Source organism: Rothia mucilaginosa, assembly GCF_049990865.1.
Lineage (GTDB): Bacteria > Actinomycetota > Actinomycetes > Actinomycetales > Micrococcaceae > Rothia > Rothia mucilaginosa_I.
On sequence record NZ_CP188231.1, the window covers coordinates 1101663 to 1118541 of the forward strand.

At 60.9% G+C, this 16879-nt stretch carries 12 protein-coding genes; 6 read left to right on the forward strand and 6 right to left on the reverse strand.

The window, feature by feature from the left end:
• The first annotated feature begins 1 nt into the window (after nt 1).
• Nucleotides 2-637 (forward strand): dephospho-CoA kinase, encoded by a 636-nt coding sequence (coaE, locus tag ACP3RB_RS04350; protein ID WP_426699552.1) that lies wholly within the window; start codon nt 2-4, stop codon nt 635-637.
• A gap of 191 nt (nt 638-828) precedes the next feature.
• Here the strand turns inward: coaE and rpsA are convergent, their stop codons facing one another.
• Both rpsA and polA read right to left on the reverse strand, forming a co-directional pair.
• A complete protein-coding gene (gene rpsA / locus ACP3RB_RS04355; RefSeq protein ID WP_070616461.1) occupies nt 829-2283 on the reverse strand; it encodes a 30S ribosomal protein S1 in 1455 nt (484 codons plus the stop codon).
• A 724-nt stretch (nt 2284-3007) separates the two neighbouring features.
• Nucleotides 3008-6019, reverse strand: coding sequence for a DNA polymerase I (polA, locus tag ACP3RB_RS04360; protein WP_426699553.1), 3012 nt, complete (start codon nt 6017-6019; stop codon nt 3008-3010).
• Between the two features lie 441 nt (nt 6020-6460).
• Here polA and ACP3RB_RS04365 point away from each other — a divergent pair, with 441 nt between their 5' ends.
• The 3 genes from ACP3RB_RS04365 (at nt 6461) to ACP3RB_RS04375 (ending at nt 8729) form a co-directional block, all read left to right on the forward strand.
• A complete protein-coding gene (locus ACP3RB_RS04365) occupies nt 6461-7738 on the forward strand; it encodes a dicarboxylate/amino acid:cation symporter (protein WP_296703338.1) in 1278 nt (425 codons plus the stop codon).
• Nucleotides 7739-7861: 123 nt separating this feature from the next.
• On the forward strand, nt 7862-8368 hold the full coding sequence (locus ACP3RB_RS04370) for a PaaI family thioesterase (protein WP_426699554.1): 507 nt from the start codon (nt 7862-7864) through the stop codon (nt 8366-8368).
• Nucleotides 8369-8480: 112 nt separating this feature from the next.
• Complete coding sequence (locus tag ACP3RB_RS04375) at nt 8481-8729, forward strand: hypothetical protein (protein ID WP_049341350.1); 249 nt, start codon at nt 8481-8483, stop codon at nt 8727-8729.
• A 299-nt stretch (nt 8730-9028) separates the two neighbouring features.
• Here ACP3RB_RS04375 and ACP3RB_RS04380 read toward each other — a convergent pair whose 3' ends face one another.
• On the reverse strand, nt 9029-9640 hold the full coding sequence (locus tag ACP3RB_RS04380; protein ID WP_005509159.1) for an ANTAR domain-containing response regulator: 612 nt from the start codon (nt 9638-9640) through the stop codon (nt 9029-9031).
• Between the two features lie 436 nt (nt 9641-10076).
• On the opposite strand from ACP3RB_RS04380, the gene ACP3RB_RS04385 reads away from it, so the two are divergent.
• Nucleotides 10077-10979 (forward strand): PIN-like domain-containing protein, encoded by a 903-nt coding sequence (locus ACP3RB_RS04385; RefSeq protein ID WP_426699555.1) that lies wholly within the window; start codon nt 10077-10079, stop codon nt 10977-10979.
• Between the two features lie 144 nt (nt 10980-11123).
• Here ACP3RB_RS04385 and ACP3RB_RS04390 read toward each other — a convergent pair whose 3' ends face one another.
• Both ACP3RB_RS04390 and ftsY read right to left on the reverse strand, forming a co-directional pair.
• Complete coding sequence (locus tag ACP3RB_RS04390; RefSeq protein ID WP_426699556.1) at nt 11124-12173, reverse strand: glycosyltransferase; 1050 nt, start codon at nt 12171-12173, stop codon at nt 11124-11126.
• Between the two features lie 221 nt (nt 12174-12394).
• Nucleotides 12395-13504: a signal recognition particle-docking protein FtsY gene (ftsY, locus tag ACP3RB_RS04395; protein ID WP_426699557.1), complete on the reverse strand. Its 1110-nt coding sequence runs from the start codon at nt 13502-13504 to the stop codon at nt 12395-12397.
• A 180-nt stretch (nt 13505-13684) separates the two neighbouring features.
• Here ftsY and ACP3RB_RS04400 point away from each other — a divergent pair, with 180 nt between their 5' ends.
• A complete protein-coding gene (locus ACP3RB_RS04400) occupies nt 13685-15082 on the forward strand; it encodes an MFS transporter (protein ID WP_311452999.1) in 1398 nt (465 codons plus the stop codon).
• Between the two features lie 86 nt (nt 15083-15168).
• On the opposite strand, the gene ACP3RB_RS04405 is transcribed toward ACP3RB_RS04400, so the two are convergent.
• Nucleotides 15169-16611, reverse strand: coding sequence for a hypothetical protein (locus ACP3RB_RS04405; protein WP_426699558.1), 1443 nt, complete (start codon nt 16609-16611; stop codon nt 15169-15171).
• Nucleotides 16612-16879: the final 268 nt, after the last annotated feature.

The window sequence follows — 16879 nt, forward strand, 5'->3', positions numbered from 1 at the left end:
CATGTCCCAGTCTTCTTCCCCCGCTTCTACCGCCCTGCGCCGTTACGCCCTCACCGGCGGTATCGGCAGCGGCAAGAGCACCATCGCCTCCCTCTTCGTTGAGCAGGGCGCGTTCCTGGTGGATGCGGACGCTATCTCCCGCTCCCTCATGGAGCCCGGGGAGGCGGTACTCGCCCGCACGGTCGCGGAGTTCGGTGAGCATCTGCTCGATGAGGACGGCCGCCTCAACCGCCCCGCCCTGGCGCGTATCGTGTTCAATGATGAGCAGGCGCGCCTGCGGCTGAACGCGATTGTGCACCCCGCTATTCGTGAGCGTGCCGCGCAGCTGGTGGAGCAGGCACAGTCCGAGCCCGGTTTTAGTGGCGTGGTGCTGGAGGACATTCCCCTGCTCGTGGAGACCGGCGACCCGTCCGCCTTTGAGGGCGTGGTCGTGGTGCGCACTCCCCTGGCGACTCGCCTGCAGCGCCTGGTGTCTTCGCGCGGCATGAGTGAGGAGGATGCGCGCGCCCGCATTGCCGCGCAGGCAACCGACGAGCAGCGTGAGGCTATCGCAACCTGGATTATCGATAACGGCGGTTCGCTAGAGGAGACCGCCGCGCAGGTGCGCGCCGTCTGGGCGCAGATGACCGCCTCCTAAAACCCTCCCCGGCAGCACCGGGCACACGCCCCGGATCCCAACGCGCCCAGCCCCAAACCCAAACCCTCCCAGAACGCAAAGAACCCCCTCACCTCCCAAACGGGAGATGAGGGGGTTCCCCTGCTCTAGGCACCCCGTGCGGGGTTACCTATCGGCTATTACGCCTGATGAGTGCTCATCTGAGCGGCAGATTAGTTGCCGGTCAGCTTCTTGCGGAGCTCAGCCAGTGCCTCATCCGATGCGAGGGTACCTGCGGAAGCGGGCTCCTCGGAGGAGTAGGAGGTCGGTGCGGGCTCAGCTGCTGCGGGAGCCGCTGCTGCAGCCTCTGCGTCAGCCTCGAGAGCCTTAGCAACCTGAACCTTGTGAGCCTCGAAGCGAGCCTGTGCCTCTGCGTACTGTGCTTCCCAAGCCTCGCGCTGTGCGTCGAAGCCTTCCAGCCACTCGTTAGCCTCGGGGTCGAAGCCCTCGGGGTACTTGTAGTTGCCAGCCTCGTCGTACTCTGCAGCCATACCGTACAGAGCGGGGTCAAACTCGGTAGCGTTGGGGTCAACGCCCTCGTTTGCCTGCTTGAGGGACAGGGAGATGCGGCGGCGGTCCATGTCGATGTCGATGATCTTAACGAAGACCTCTTCACCAACGGAGACGACCTGCTCAGCCAGGTCAACGTGGCGGGTTGCCAGCTCGGAGATGTGGACGAGGCCTTCGATGCCGTCCTCAACGCGCACGAATGCACCGAAGGGAACGAGCTTGGTGACCTTGCCGGGAACAATCTGACCCAGAGCGTGGGTGCGAGCAAATGCCTGCCACGGATCTTCCTGGGTTGCCTTGAGGGACAGGGACACGCGCTCGCGGTCCAGGTCCACCTCGAGAACCTCGACGGTAACGGGCTGGCCAACCTCGACAACCTCGGACGGGTGGTCGATGTGCTTCCAAGACAGCTCGGAAACGTGAACCAGACCGTCCACGCCACCCAGGTCCACGAATGCACCGAAGTTGACGATGGAGGAGACAACGCCCTCGCGGACCTGACCCTTCTCCAGCTCGTTGAGGAAGGAGGAGCGAACAGCGGACTGAGTCTCTTCCAGGTATGCACGGCGGGACAGAACAACGTTGTTGCGGTTCTTGTCCAGCTCGATAATCTTAGCTTCGAGCTGCTGGCCGATGTAAGGTGCGAGGTCGCGGACGCGGCGCATCTCAACGAGGGATGCGGGCAGGAAGCCACGCAGACCGATGTCGAGGATAAGGCCACCCTTGACAACCTCGATAACGGTACCGGTAACGACGCCGTCGTTTTCCTTGACCTTCTCGATGTCGCCCCATGCACGCTCGTACTGTGCGCGCTTCTTGGAGAGGATCAGGCGACCTTCCTTGTCCTCCTTGGTGAGGACGAGTGCCTCAACCTCGGAGCCGAGCTCGACAACCTCAGAGGGGTCGATGTCGTGCTTGATGGACAGCTCGCGGGAGGGGATGACGCCTTCGGTCTTGTAACCGATGTCGAGCAGAACCTCATCGTGGTCGATCTTAACAACCTGGCCGGAGACGAGATCGCCATCGTTGAAAACCTTGATGGTCTTCTCGACAGCCTCGAGGAATGCCTGCTCGTCGCCGATGTCGTTGATTGCGACCTGAGGGATGTTGGTGCTCATGTAGTGAGGGCTCCAATTGGATTTCTAATAGGTCGACGCTGCCGGTTCGCCGTTCAACACCCCCGAGTGGAGGCGCCGGCCGGCTCACTTTTTCACCCCGGCGTGCACGGCATAGGGCCGCTAACACCTTTGAACGGGGTGAGGAAACGTCGAGCTGACGGATACTTACAATGTGTACCGCCCACCGGAAGCGAATGCTTTAAGGCAGGGTGTACGAGCGATCTGCGCCCGTCTTCTCCCCGTTTTCTTAAGGAGAAAAAGAGCATAGAAAACCCGTACGTTGGTACACGCAGTTAACAGTTTACGGGAATCCCGGGCGTGTCGTCAATGGTTACGCGCCCGGTTTTACTCCCCTATTTTGCAGGTAGGACGGGGACGACTCGCGGGACGGTGCTCGTCCTCGTTCCTACAGGGGCACCCGCCCTCGCTTCGCTTCGGGCACCCTGATGTCACTACGGACGACACCGCCCCTCCGCGCGAGACACCAAGCCTAGCCGGAACGCAGGGTAGCTATACCCTCCGGAAGCGACATCAGGGTACCCTCTCGGGTGCTCTCCGCAGCGAAGCAAGGAGAGAGCGGAGCGCCCGAGAGGGTGGGTTCCCCTGCAGGAGCGGAGGAAGGGTATAGCGTACCCACCCGCCCTGTAGGAACGAGGACGAATACTGCCTTTCCAAGCAGAGCCAAGCGGCCCAGCTTTCCCAAGCGGGAACTGAGGGGCTAAGCCTAGTGGCCCGCCTCCTGCCAGGACTTGCCCCAGCCGACCTGCACATCCAGAGGAACACGCAGGGATGCGGCACCGCTCATCTCCTCGACCAGTACGCGTTCGGCAGCTTCACGCTCACCGGTGGCGACTTCGAGGATGATTTCGTCGTGCACCTGCAGCAGCATGCGGGTCTTGAGGCCCTCTTCGCGCAGGCGGCGGTGAATGTTGATCATGGCGATCTTGATGATGTCCGCGGCGGTGCCCTGAATCGGGGCGTTGAGGGCGGCGCGTTCGGCGGCTTCTCGGCGTACACGGTTGGGCGAGTCCAGGTCGGGCAGCACGCGGCGGCGGCCGAAAATGGTTTCGGTGTAGCCGTCCTGGTGTGCCTGCTTGAGCACACCGCGCAGGAAGCGTCCCACGCGTCCGAAGCGTTTGAAGTAGTTGGTGCGCAGTTCGCCGGCTTCGTCAGAGCTGATGTTCAGCTGCTTGGCGAGGCCGAAGCGGGACAGGCCGTATGCCAGGCCGTAGGACATTGCCTTGACCTTGGAGCGCTGCTCGGGGGTGACGTCTTCGGGTGCGACGCCGAAGACTTCGGAGCCGACGTAACGGTGCAGGTCCTCCCCCGCTTCGTAGGCTGCGATGAGCTTCTCATCGGCGGCGAGGTGCACCATGATGCGCATTTCGATCTGCGAGTAGTCGGCGGTGAGCAGACCCTCGTACTCCACGCCGTCGACGGGTGCGGGCGCGACGATGAAGGCGCCACGGATGCGGCGGCCTTCTTCGGTGCGGATCGGGATGTTCTGCAGGTTCGGCGCGGTTGAGGAGAGTCGACCGGTGGAGGCGGCACCCTGCTGGAAGGTGGTGTGCACGCGTCCGTCGTCGGCGGCTGCTTTCTGCAGGCCTTCGACGGTCTGGACGAGTTTGATGTTGTCGCGGTAGGCGGCGAGCGCACCGAGGAATGCGGCACCGTCGGACTCCGGGGAGATTTTGGAGAGCAGTTCGGTGACGGATTCGGCGTCGGTGGAGTAGCCGGACTTGATTTTGCGGGTGTGCGGCAGGGCGAGCTTGTCGAAGAGCACGGTCTGCAGCTGTTTGACGGAGGCGAGGTTGAGGGGTTCTTCGCCGTCGTCGGTTTCGACGGTGTCGCCGATGATGGCGCGTGCGGCGTCCTGTGCTTGGGCTGCGCGTGCGGAGAAGGTGTCGTGTAGTTCGGTCAGGAGCGCGTCGGAGACGGCGATGCCTGCCTGTTCCATGTCTGCGAGGACGTAGAGCAGCGGCAGTTCGATTTCTTCGTAGACCTTCAGCTGGCCGTGTTCTTCCATTTCGAAGTGAAGCAGGCGTGCGAGTTCGTGAATGATGCGGCTGATTTGCGTGAAGTAGCGCAGGTTTTCGACGGGTTCGGCTTCGCCGGGCATGCTGAAGAGGGAGGGTTCTGCCTCTTCTTCTTCGGGCTGGAAGACGAGCTGCGCGTAGGGGTCCTTGGGGATCCAGAGGTAGCGTTCGGCGAGGTCTTCCATGCGTTCGGAGAAGAGCTTGCGGGTTGCGGTGGGGATGAAGCCGCACATGTAGGAGGACAGTGCGGGGTCTTCGACGGCGCCGGCGAGTTCGTAGCCGTGGGCGCGCAGGAGTTTGCGCTGGTTTTTGAGGTCCATGACGATTTTGCGGGCTGCTTCGTCGGAGAGCCAGGCGGCGAGGGCGGCGTCGAGTTCCGGGTCGATGGTGCGGGTGTCGATCCAGAGGCTGGTGCTCTTGCTGGTGAGGAGCACGCCGAGCAGTTCGGGGTTTTCTTCGGCGGCGCGGATTTTGGTTTTGGTGACCTTGACGGCGGGTGCGTCGCCGATGGCGGGGCGCGCTACGGGCAGGTTGGTGACCGGGTAGAGGGTCACGGCGCCTTCGAGGCGTTCGGGTACGGCGATGGGCGCGCCCTGTTCGTCGGTGCCGTAGTTTTCTTCGGCTGCGGAGGCGCAGAAGGCGCGGAATGCTGCGGCGTCTGCGTTTTTGGTGGGTGCGCTGGTGTTGATGGGTGCGTAGACGGGGCCGGTGGGTGCTTTCTTGGTGGCGCCCTCCTCCCCTGCTTCTGCGGTGGAGCTTGCAGAGCCTGCGGTTCCGGCTGCGCGCACGATGGGGCCGAGGGTGTCGGCGGCACGCTTGCGGATGGTGCGGAACTCTACTTCGTCGAAGAAGGTGTTGAGCGCGTCCAGGTCGGGGGTGAATGCGGTGTCTTCGAGGGTGATGTCCAGGTCGAGGTCGTTGACGAGCTGGTTGAGGCGGCGGTTGCGCACCACGTTGTCGATGTTTTCGCGTAGTGCTTCGCCCTTCTTGCCGCCGATCTTGTCGCTATTTTCGATGACGGCGTCGAGGGAGCCGTATTCGCCGAGCCACTTGGCGGCGAAGCCGGGGCCTACGCCGGGTACGCCGGGCAGGTTGTCCGCCTGCTCACCGGTGAGGGCAGCAAGGTCGGGGTACATGTGCGGAGGTACCTTGGTTTTCTTTTCGACGGCGGCGGGGTCCATGCGCTGAATACCCTTGGAGGGGCCGGTGGTGACCGGGTAGAGCAGGGTGACGTCGTCGGTGACGAGCTGGAAGATGTCGCGGTCGCCGGAGAGGATGAGTACCTTGTAGCCGGCTTCGGTGCCGCGGCGGGTGAGGGTTGCGACGATGTCGTCGGCTTCGTAGTTTTCGTAGGTGAGCGCGGGGATGTTGAGCGCGCCGAGCATCTTCTTGATGAGGTCGATTTGGCCGTTGAAGGCTTCAGGGATGGCGTTGCGGCCACCCTTGTATTCACCGTATTCGGCGGTGCGGAAGGTGCCGCCGGGCAGGTCGAAGGCTACGGCGATGTGGCTGGGCTGGTTGTCTTTGATGATGCTCAGCAGGGTGGAGAGGAAGGCGTGGACGGCTTCGGTGTGCTGGCCGTCGCTGCGCACGAAGATGTGCTGTCCGGTCTTTTCGGCCATGGTATAGATGCCGAAGAAGGAGCGTAGGGCGAGGGAGTGTCCGTCAATGAGCAGGAGGGTTTTGTTCTCTGTAGTCACTCTTCTAGTGTATCGAGTCTGAGTTTGCTCGGTGGTTGGGTTCGTGACGGCTGGTTTTGTGACGGCTGGTTTTGCGCGGTGGCTACTGGTCAGTCCTGCTGGGAGGCGCCCGCGCCGTACTGAGTGCCGGTGCTGTGCCATATAGCGGAATCACGGGGTGTGTGGAAAGAGTTTTACCTCATATATAGGCGCCGGTGGGGTGCGTTTGGTGAGTTTTCCTCCCAAAAACTGTGCCCCATGCCACTATGTAAGGTGGATAATAATACAGTTTCCAGATAATATATAACCTTATTATCGCCTCCAGCGTAGGAAACCCCCACACCCCGTGTATTCATAGGCAGAACTCTACCCAGAATTCACCGGCAGAATTCACCAACAGGATTCACCGGACCGTGAGGGCACCTCCCGCGCTTAACACAACGAACCCTCATTTAGGAAACTATGAAGGCACTCAAAAAACTTCCCCTCCTCGCGTGGATTATCATCGCGATTGCATCGGGTGTGCTTATCGGCATGCTGACCCCCGGAATGATTAGCGGCATCAATGACGCAACCGGCGCAGCCATCCCCACCGACTTCATTGTGCAGCTCTTCGTCTCCTTCTCCACCGTGTTCAGTGCCTTCCTGAGCTTCGCGATTCCGCTGATTATTATCGGCTTCATCGTGCCCGGTATTGGTTCCCTCGCGCAGGGTGCAGGCAAGATGCTCGGCATCACCGTGGGTCTGGCATACCTCTCCAGCATCCTTGCGGGCTTCCTGGCACTGACCTGCGCATTGCTGCTCTACCCCATCATCCTGAAGGGTCAGCAGCTGGCATCCTTCGACAACCCGGAGAACGCACTCTCCGCCGGTTACGTTTCCATTCAGTTGCCCCCGATTATGGGTGTGCTCAGCGCGCTGGTTCTCTCCTTCATTCTGGGTCTGGGCATTACCGCACTGAAGACCCGTGCGATGCTGAACCTCTTCGAGGACTTCCAGGTCATCGTTGAGAAGATGCTCAGCTACGTGATTATCCCCCTGTTGCCCGTGCACATTGTGGGCGTGTTCGCGAACATGACCCTCGCCGGTCAGGTCGCCAAGATCCTCTCCGTCTTCGGTCTGGTCTTCGTCATGGTGATTATCCTGCACTGGGTCACCCTGGCCCTGCAGTACTCGGTGGCTGGCGCGGTGTCTCGCCGTAGCCCCATCCAGATGCTCAAGACCATGATGCCCGCGTACTTCACCGCAATCGGTACCCAGTCTTCGGCTGCGACCATCCCGGTGACCGTGCGTTCGGCAAAGAAAGCTGGCATCTCTGCTCGCGTGGTGGACTTCGCGATTCCGCTGTGCGCGACCATTCACCTTTCCGGCTCCATGATTACCATTACCTCCTGCGCGGTGGCTGTGCTGTTCATGACAGGTAAGAGCCCCGACTTCGGTTCGCTGGTTCCCATGATTCTGGTGCTCGGCGTGATGATGGTTGCCGCTCCCGGCGTTCCCGGCGGTGGCGTGATGACCGCAATCGGTCTGCTCGAGTCCATGCTCGGCTTTGACTCCTCCATGATCGCCCTGATGATTGCTCTGTACCTGGCTCAGGACTCCTTCGGCACCGCAACCAACGTGACCGGTGACGCGACCATCGCAGCCCTGACCGAGCGTATTTCCAAAGCAATCGGAGCGAACCCTGATAAGGAAATTCGCGACGAGGACATCGAAAAGGCAGAAGCTATTTCCGCTTAATCCTCATCCGCTCACATAGCGTTTTTCAGCCCCGTCTCCTGAGTTCAGGAGGCGGGGCTGAATCGTGCCCGGAACCTCCCCCGCAGGTCAAAGGCACCCTAACCGAGGAGTACACTGGAAGTCATGACTGAAAACAACACACAGCACGCACCCGTCCGCGCGGCAGCACCCACCACCCTCAGCGCAGAAGAAATCAAGGCGCAGCTGACCGAAAGCGGAATCCCCGAACACCTGCACCCCTACTTCCCCCGCGGCCTGGGCGAACTCATCCCCGCCATGGGCATTAAGTTCCAGGAACTCACCGCAGAACGCACCGTCGCAACCATGCCCGTTGCCGGTAACACCCAGCCCATCGGCCTGCTGCACGGCGGCGCCAACGTGGTTCTTGCCGAGACCCTCGGCTCCCTCTCCGCGGGCGTACACGGCGGCGAAGACCTCGTAGCGGTCGGCGTGGACATCAACGCAACCCACGTACGCCCGGCAGTCTCGGGTCTGGTCACCGCAACCTGCACCGCCGTCAAGCTCGGACGCACCCTGTGCATCCACTCCATCGACATTGTGGATGAGCGCGGCCGCACCACCTGCACGGCGCGCATCACCAACATGCTGATCCCCCGCCCCACTGCATAAATTCCCACTGCATAAAGTCTTACAGCCTACGCAAGTAGCCTAAAATCGTAGAAGCACGGGGTACACGGCACCCCGCCAACACCCATCAGAAGGTACGACCAGAAGGAGCACCATGGCCCGCGAGCGCACCCCCTATTTCAAGCGTTACCCGAAGATTGTGCGTGCCAAGCGCATTGTCCTGCCCATCGCAATCGGTGTAATGCTGGTGTGCCTGGTGACCGCCATCAATAACCCCGGTAGCTTCTGGTGGCTGGGCGTGATGCTCGGTACTGGCGGCATGCTCTGGGCGGGTTCTCCCACGGACCGCCCGATTAGCGGCCCGAACAATGACGACGACGATTTGAACCGCTACCTGCGCTAAGCCTGCCTGCGCTAAATCTGTCTGGCACGGCAGCTCTTGCGGCATTGGGTTACCTGCGGCACCGGCACAGAAACGCTCCGGGTTTAGAAACGCTCCGACTGCCCCAGCAGGGTGCGAGCTTCAGAGGTTAAACACTAACGCCCCGTCTCTCAGCTTCACTGTGAGGGATGGGGCGTTAGCGTGTCATGAAAAGGTGCTGATCAGATACTGACCAACCGAAGGCGCATACGGGCGAATCCTAGTCTTCGCCGTAGCCTGCGTTCGTACCTGTACCGTGATGTACTTTATACGTCTCGCATTTAGGAGAGCTGCTTGATAATGGTGTCGGAAACTTCGCGCATGGACAGGCGGCGGTCCATGGAAGTCTTCTGAATCCAGCGGAATGCTTCCGGCTCGGTCAGGTTCATCTTGGTGATGAGTAGCGACTTTGCGCGGTCAACCAGCTTGCGGGTCTCGAACTGGTCGCGGATGGTGCCAACTTCCTTCTCGAGAGCGCGAATCTGCTCGTAGCGGCTGATTGCCACCTCGATTGCGGGGACCAGGTCGTTCGGGGAGAACGGCTTGACGACGTACGCCATAGCGCCTGCCTCAACGGCACGGTCGACAAGTTCCTTCTGGCTAAATGCGGTCAGCAGAACGACGGGAGCGATCTGCTCCTTCGCGATTTCTTCAGCTGCGGTGATGCCGTCCATGATTGGCATCTTCACATCCATGAGGACGAGGTCGGGGCGGTGCTTCTGTGCTAGCTCGACGGCGGTCTTGCCGTTATCGGTTTCTGCAACGACATCGAAACCCTGGTCCTTCAGAATTTCGACGATGTCGAGGCGAATCAGTGCCTCGTCTTCTGCCACGACGACGGTGCGGGCCGGGCCCTGCTCCTCCGCCTGGTTTTGAGTGGTCAGCTCTGACATTACTCTTCTCCTTATCAAATTGAATCACTTAAAGTCTACAGGAGGGAATAAATGTTCATCTACTTTCTCGCCCTGTCCCCCGCGTGTTATATGCGTCCTATATGCAGGTGGGAGGAGTTTTCTTGTGTCATCTTGGAGCCGCCACGCAGATTTTGCACCTTCATGCATATTTTTGTTCTATACTGCTTATAACAACAAAGAAAAACCTCACAATATAGACGTCACGCGGCGAAATTCACACCTAAAACATAGACCCGAAAATGACTCTGACATGCACTAACACACCCTCGGGTTAGACACAAACGTAATAAACAAAATATTTATACCGAAACTCCATCACCTGCCAAAGAAGGCCGATACACTGGAATGGATTATTCTCCTCGACTTCTCCGGCACTCGCATTTGACCGACCATACTCGATACCCGGAGGGGATTCATGTCAATCACCCGTCAAGCACGCACCCTGTACTCAGACTTCGTCGAGTACAAGGAACTCGACCGCGAACCGCTGACTTCCATTCACCCCGGAATTCTCGTCGCCTTCGACTCCACAGCGCTTGCAAGCCTCTACAACTACCCAACCCACATTAGCGACGAAATCCTCCGCGCCTACTCACAGCTGCGCGGACACGCATTCCTCCCCCACCAGGCACTCAAAGAATTCTGGGCAGCACTCGACGGCGCCTCCCCCGTACCCGCCGCCGCAGACCGCGTCCGCTCAGCGCTCGCGTCCTTCAAAGAAACCCTTCCCGAAGAACGCAACTCCCCCTGGAGCGCGCTGCGTTCAGTTGCGCACCAGCTGGACCACTCCATCGCGCAGATCATGAGGATCCTCGAACCCACCACCGACACCGGATCCATCAACGTGGCACGCCGCGAAGACGACACGATCCTGCCGAGGTTGAACCGCATCTTCACCGGACACGTAGGTGCCGCCCCCAGCCCCGAACGCCACGAACAGCAGTGCCGTGAAGCCCTCGAACAGGGCCACCCGCTACTCGCTAACGCCAGCTTCGACGCCGACTTCGCGCTCTGGAACCAGTGCCTTACTGAAGCAACCACCCGCGTGAAAGGCACCGACTGCGTATTCGTCACCGGCGGTGTGCGCGACACCTGGCTGCGCAACGGCCCGCAGGTACGCGCCGCATCGGGTGGCAAACCCGTGCGCCAGCTGGCGAACCGTCAGCTGCTGCGTGAATACGCGCAGGCAACCGGAGGCGGCGTGTTCCGCATCTACACCGTTGAGGAAATCCTGCGGCTCGCCTCCAACCAGTACGGCGTGACCGTCAGTGACGCCACCTACAATGCGATTCGCGCGGAACAGCCCGTAGCCGTGTAAAGCCGCGGTATAAAATCACCACGTAAAGTCGCCGTCGAGAATAATCCCACCACACTAACCACAAATAACGCTAAGAAGCCACATGTGTTTGATGCACATGTGGCTTCTTAGCGTCTCGGAAGCTAACAGACGTCCTTCGTTACGCTATCCCTCGCGGCTGGCGCGGTACAGCTCAGCGGCATGCTGCTCCAAGGAGTCGTCATCGCCCAGAAGCAGGTAGCACAGGTACAGGGTGAAGGCGGCGCGGCGGTCGTCAGCAAGCGCGCTGGTTCCTTCGCCGGGCTGGGTGCTGAATACGATAACGTCATGCGCCTGAGGCAGTGCGGCAATCAGGTGTGCGGCGGTCTCGTAGCCGTCCTGGTTGCCGGGCAGGGTGACGTGGTGCGGCTCCTGGTTCTCATCAGCAGCACCGGCCTTCGCTCGAGCGGCATGAAAGTTAGCCTTAAGGACGTCCTTAACACGGCTAATCAGCTCGTCATCGGGCAGTGCGCGGTCAGTATCTGCCAGCGCCACGTGGATGCTGTTCAGAGTCTCGTAGGGGTGCGCACCCGCAAAGTATCCGGCGGCGAGCGCGTAGCCGGTCAGCAGCTGCGCCTCGGGGTCGGTGAAGGTGCCGCGCGCCTCACGCAGGGCGGGCAGTAGAAGCTCGGTCAGGAGGGGGTGCAGGGACTCGGGGGCGTTCGCGATAGCCTCCTGCAGGTACTCTTCCGCCTCTGCGGTGGGCTCGGCGTTGAGTAAGGTCAGGAAAGCCTCATCGGTGCCCGCCCAGCAGCGGGCAATCAGTACGAGGGTTGCAATGAGCGCGAGAAGGTCGCGGTAGTTGCCGGAACGGTCAGCGCCGAAGGACTCAGCAACAACGCGGGCGAGCATGCGGGCGGCAATGTTCTCGAGGATGAACTCGTCGTAGGTGTTATCGCCGGGCCAGTTTGCGGGGTCGGGAAGGTAGGTTTCGTCCAGGTACCGCAGCACGGGCTCGAGGGGCGCGGGCGCATCCGCCGCGAGGTCGGGGCGGCACTGCTCAACCCAGCTGTTCACGGTAGCCTCGTCAGCGATGCCGGTAGCCTCAGCAAGCTGGGCGCGCGACAGGCTATACGGTGCAACGAGCTGGGCGAGGTCATCGCACGCGCCATTGGAGCGGTAGGTGGGCCGGTAGTTGGGGGTGGGAAGAGTTCCGGGGAGATTGGCGGCAGCCATGGGGGCTCCTTCGCTGAGGTTCGGGGTGAATTGGGTTGTATGGTGTGCGATGCGCGGGGCCTCTTGAGGGGCCAGTGTTGAGGGGTCGGCGCATCTTCTGTTTTCAGAATATCCCAGAGCCCCGAATCGTGTACGGCCCGCGGTCATTACACGCCCGTTAACCGCGAAAAGCCACATGTGTTCACAACACATGTGGCTTCTCGGCGGAAAGATAAAGGATGTTAGTCCAGCAACGCGTCCACGAATGGTTCCGGGTCGAACGGCGCCAGGTCGTCAGGGCCTTCACCCAGGCCGATGAGCTTGACGGGAACGCCGAGCTCCTCCTGGATAGCGACCACGATGCCGCCCTTTGCGGTGCCGTCGAGCTTGGTCAGTACGATACCGGTGACGTCCACGATATCGCCGAAGACCTTCGCCTGAACCATGCCGTTCTGGCCGGTGGTCGCGTCAATCACGAGCAGAACCTCGGTGACCGGCGCCTCCTTCTCGATAACGCGCTTAATCTTACCGAGCTGATCCATCAGGCCGGACTTGTTCTGCAGGCGGCCCGCGGTGTCCACGAGCACGGTGTCAACGCCCTGCTCCTTGCCAGCCTTCACGGCGTCAAACGCGACGGATGCGGGGTCGGCGCCTTCCTTCTCGGAACGCACGGTCTTCACGCCCACGCGGTCACCCCAGGTGGTCAGCTGCTCAGACGCCGCCGCACGGAATGTGTCCGCGGCACCAAGGAGCAGGGTCTGACCGTCAGCAACCATCACGCGGGCAATCTTACCGACCGTGGTGGTCTTACCCACACCGTTCACGCCAACGACCAGCACCACGCCGGGGTTGCCGTCGCTGCCGGCGGTCTTCAGCTCGCGGTCCATGTCGGGGCGAACAATCTTCACGAGCTCTTCGCGGAGCATCTTCTTCACGGCGGCGGGGTTGCTCGTACCCTCAACGCGCACGCGCCGCTGCAGCGCCTCCACCAGGCGGGTAGTCGGCTCAGAACCGAGGTCAGCCAGCAGGAGGGTTTCTTCAACCTCGTCCCAGACGTCCTGGTCGATACGGTCGCGGGAGAGCAGAGCCAGTAGGCCCTTGCCGAGCATATTGTTGGAGCGTGCCAGGCGGGCACGCAGACGCACCAGGCGACCCGCGGACGGGTCGGGCATATCAAGTTCAATAGCGCGAGGTGCCGAGCTTTCGGGTTTTTCCGCCGATCCGCCGGAGGCTTCTGCCGCCTCCTGACGCAAAGACTGCAGGTTCGCGGTCTTCTTGGGTCGGCGCAGAACGGCGAAAAGTATACCGGCGATCACCAGTACACCCAGCACGATTGCGCAGATTATCATCATCGTTTCATTCACACTACTAGCTTACCGGTTTGGGCGGTTTGGCTGGTCGAGATTACGCGCATGCCCGGCTGTCGGCGGAGTAGACTGGACACTGTTAAGTTTTTTAGCCGAACACATGTTGGGCAGTTGCGGGTGGGGCCTGCGGCTGCCGCACGGCACCGCACGATTTCGAGGATGAACATGAGGAACCCTGCCACAACACCGCCTGTTTTTGACCCGCGCACGATTGACCCGAACCGTGTGCCGACTGGTTTGAAGGTTCTGATTGTTGCGTCGTTCATGATTGCGGTGGGTTTTGGTTTGGTGGCGCCGGTGCTGCCGAATTATGCGCAGAATTTTAATGCCACGGTCACTATGGCGACGATGGTGGTTTCTGCGTTGGCGATTACGCGCCTGATTTTTGCGCCGTCGGCGGGTCAGCTGATTACCCGTTGGGGTGAGCGTCCGGTGTACACGATTGGCATGCTGATTGTGTCGGTGACGTCGTTTATGATTGCGTTCGCCTGGGATTATTGGGTGCTGCTGGCTTCGCGTGCGGTGGCGGGTATCGGCTCGGTGATGTTCACGGTTTCTGCGATGGGTCTGCTGGTGCGTCTGTCCCCGGCACATATGCGCGGCCGTATTTCGGGCTATTATGCGACGGCGTTCCTGTTGGGTAACCTGCTGGGCCCGGTGATTGCGAGCGCGCTCGCGCCGTTTGGTATGCGCGCGCCGTTCATTGTGTATGGTTTTTCGCTGCTGGCGGCGGGCCTGATTGTGTGGTTCTTGATGCCGTCGCAGGCGGCGTTGGAGGCGGAGCGTGACGCGATTATGGAGGCGGCGGCTCTGGCTGAGGGTAAGGGCACCGGGGTGTTGCCGTCGGCGGCGCCTTCGCCTGCTGGCGCATCCGGTCAGGGGGCTAAGCCTGAGTCTTCTTCGGGTAAGAGCGACCTGCCTGCGATGACGGTTCGTGACGCGTTGAAGTTCTCGAATTACCGTTCTGCGTTGGTTTCGAATTGGGCGATTGGCTGGTCGGTGTTTGGTGTGCAGTCGTCGATTATTCCGTTGGCGGCGGCGTATTTGGCGACTGGCGGTGACATGTCTAATTCGGTTGCGGGTACCCTGTTGGCTTCTTTGGCGATGGCGACGAATTCGTTTGGTAATGCGTTGACGCAGACGTTCTCGGGTCGTTTTTCGGATCGTTTTGGTCGCCGTGTGATGGCGTTTTCGGGTCTGCTGTTGGCGGGTTCTGCGGTGACGTTTATGGGGTTCGCGCCGGTGGCGTGGGTGTTTGTGTCGTTGACGGCGTGCTTGGGCATTGGTGCGGCGTTTATGGGCCCGTCGATTCAGGCTGCGGTGTCTGATGTGATTGGTACTCGCCGCAGTGGTGGTCAGGTGTTGGCGGTGTATCAGATGTTTAGTGATTTTGGTATGATTTTGGGTCCGCTGGTGGCTGGTTTGATTGCGGATGCGTGGGGCTTTGTTCCGGCGTTCATTATCAGTGGTTTGTTGTTGGTGGCGGCGGCGTTTACGTGGGCGCCGTTCCGGAAGGCGCGCTGGCCGAAGGATATTGCGGACGCGGACTATACGGGCCGCTAAGAGCTCTATAACAAGTGAAAAGCCGGTGCCCGGTTCCTCCTGAGTAGGTAGGAACCGGGCACCGGCTTTATACATCTATTTTGATTTTAGGGCAACAGCCAGACGGGCCCAATAACGTCCGGGCCGCCCCAGAGCAGTCGCATCCACAGGGCGGATCCGAGCAGACCCGCCAGCACCAGCAGGGGGCGGTACATGCGGCTCTTCGGCAGGTAGGCTGCGATTAGCAACGACAGGGGGAACACCGGCAGCAGAATACGCACGGTGGATGACGTCGGGAGCCAGAAGATGAACAGGTATCCGGCGTAGCAGGCGGTCCACAGCCACAGGGCGGGGTGTAGCAGGGTGCGGGTGAACTTCTGTGACATCCACCAGTAGAAGCTCAGGATGAGGAGCACCAGGCCCGCCCACATGATGATGGCGGGTACGGAGCCTACGAAGTAGAGGTTGAACTGGTGGACCCACTGGGCGAAGTATTGGTGGCCGTCTTCAACCTTGCGGAAGCTCCAGCCGAGTTCCGTGGCGAGGTACGCGTCCATGCGTCCGGTGCGTAGAGCCGCGTGCAGGGGGTGTACGAAAGCGAAACCGCACACCAGTAGCGCGCCGAGGAGCTGGCCGAAGCGTCCACGGAACGCAGCCCATGCATCCGACAGTGCGGACTGTGAGGGTTCGTCGGCACGGCGGGCGAGGTAATCAGATACGGTGCACCACAGCCACCACAGGCCGACAAAGGCGCCGAGCGGCACACCCAGGGGGCGGGACAGCGCCGTCAGAAGAGCTACGGGCAGTAGCAGGATGTAGCGGCCACGCACCACGCACCAAACGCTCATGGCAAGGAGCAGAGTGGAGAGAGCTTCGGCGTAACCGGTGATGAAGATGGGGCTTGCGGGGCTGAACGCGTACACGGCGAGCGCCCACAGGGCGATGCGGTTTCGGCTCTCATCACCAACGAGGGCTCGGGTGTCAAAGATGCCGCGGTCACGCCAGTTCAGGCTGCCGATGAAGAGGCGGTAGAGTACGACTGCCAGGGCGAGGCCGGCGGCGAGGCTGACTCCGACTGCGGCGAGGCGGTGGTCGATACCGAAAATGTCAGCGACTTTGCCGCTGATCATTGAGTGGAGGGGCATGAAGGCCCATGAGTTGAAGGATACGGACCCGTCAGCGCGGAGGGGTAGCTCGGTGGGGTACCACTCTTTGTAGATGTCCCGGTACCAGCCGGCGTCCCAGATGTTGAGGTAGGAGAGGAGGCCGGGATGGTTTTTGTTTTCGTTGCTGAGGGGGTTTCGCTGGTCTTCTGCGAGCGAGTACGCGAAGGTTGCGAGGTGGGTTGCGCAGGCTAATGCCCAGATGATGAGGGCGGGAATCCAGGTGCGCCAAGCGGGCAGTTTCTGGGGGTTAGGTGACTCGGTGTTACGCACCCGGGTTTTAGCTGAGGGACGTGACGCTTTGAGGGTGGGTACGGGACCGGCGGAGGAGCCGGAAGTGAGGTCACGTTCGATGAAGGACGCAGGTTTTTCTGGGGATTGAGCCATAGTATTCTCGCGAGTGTAGTGTGGACGCATAATGGATATTCGGCGCCGTATCGGTTGAATCGTGTCTATTAGATACGGCGGGTGCTGCCCAGTCCAAGGCGGGTGGTGCAGTTTAGTGAAATATCCATGTGTAGACTATCAACGAACTGACTGCGTCTCAATGTGAACGCGCTATTCCTGCTGATTATGACGAAAGAGATGCGTGGAGCCGGTGCCTGCGAGGGAGCAGGTACCGGCTTTATGTGTGCGAGAGGTGGGCTGACAGCAA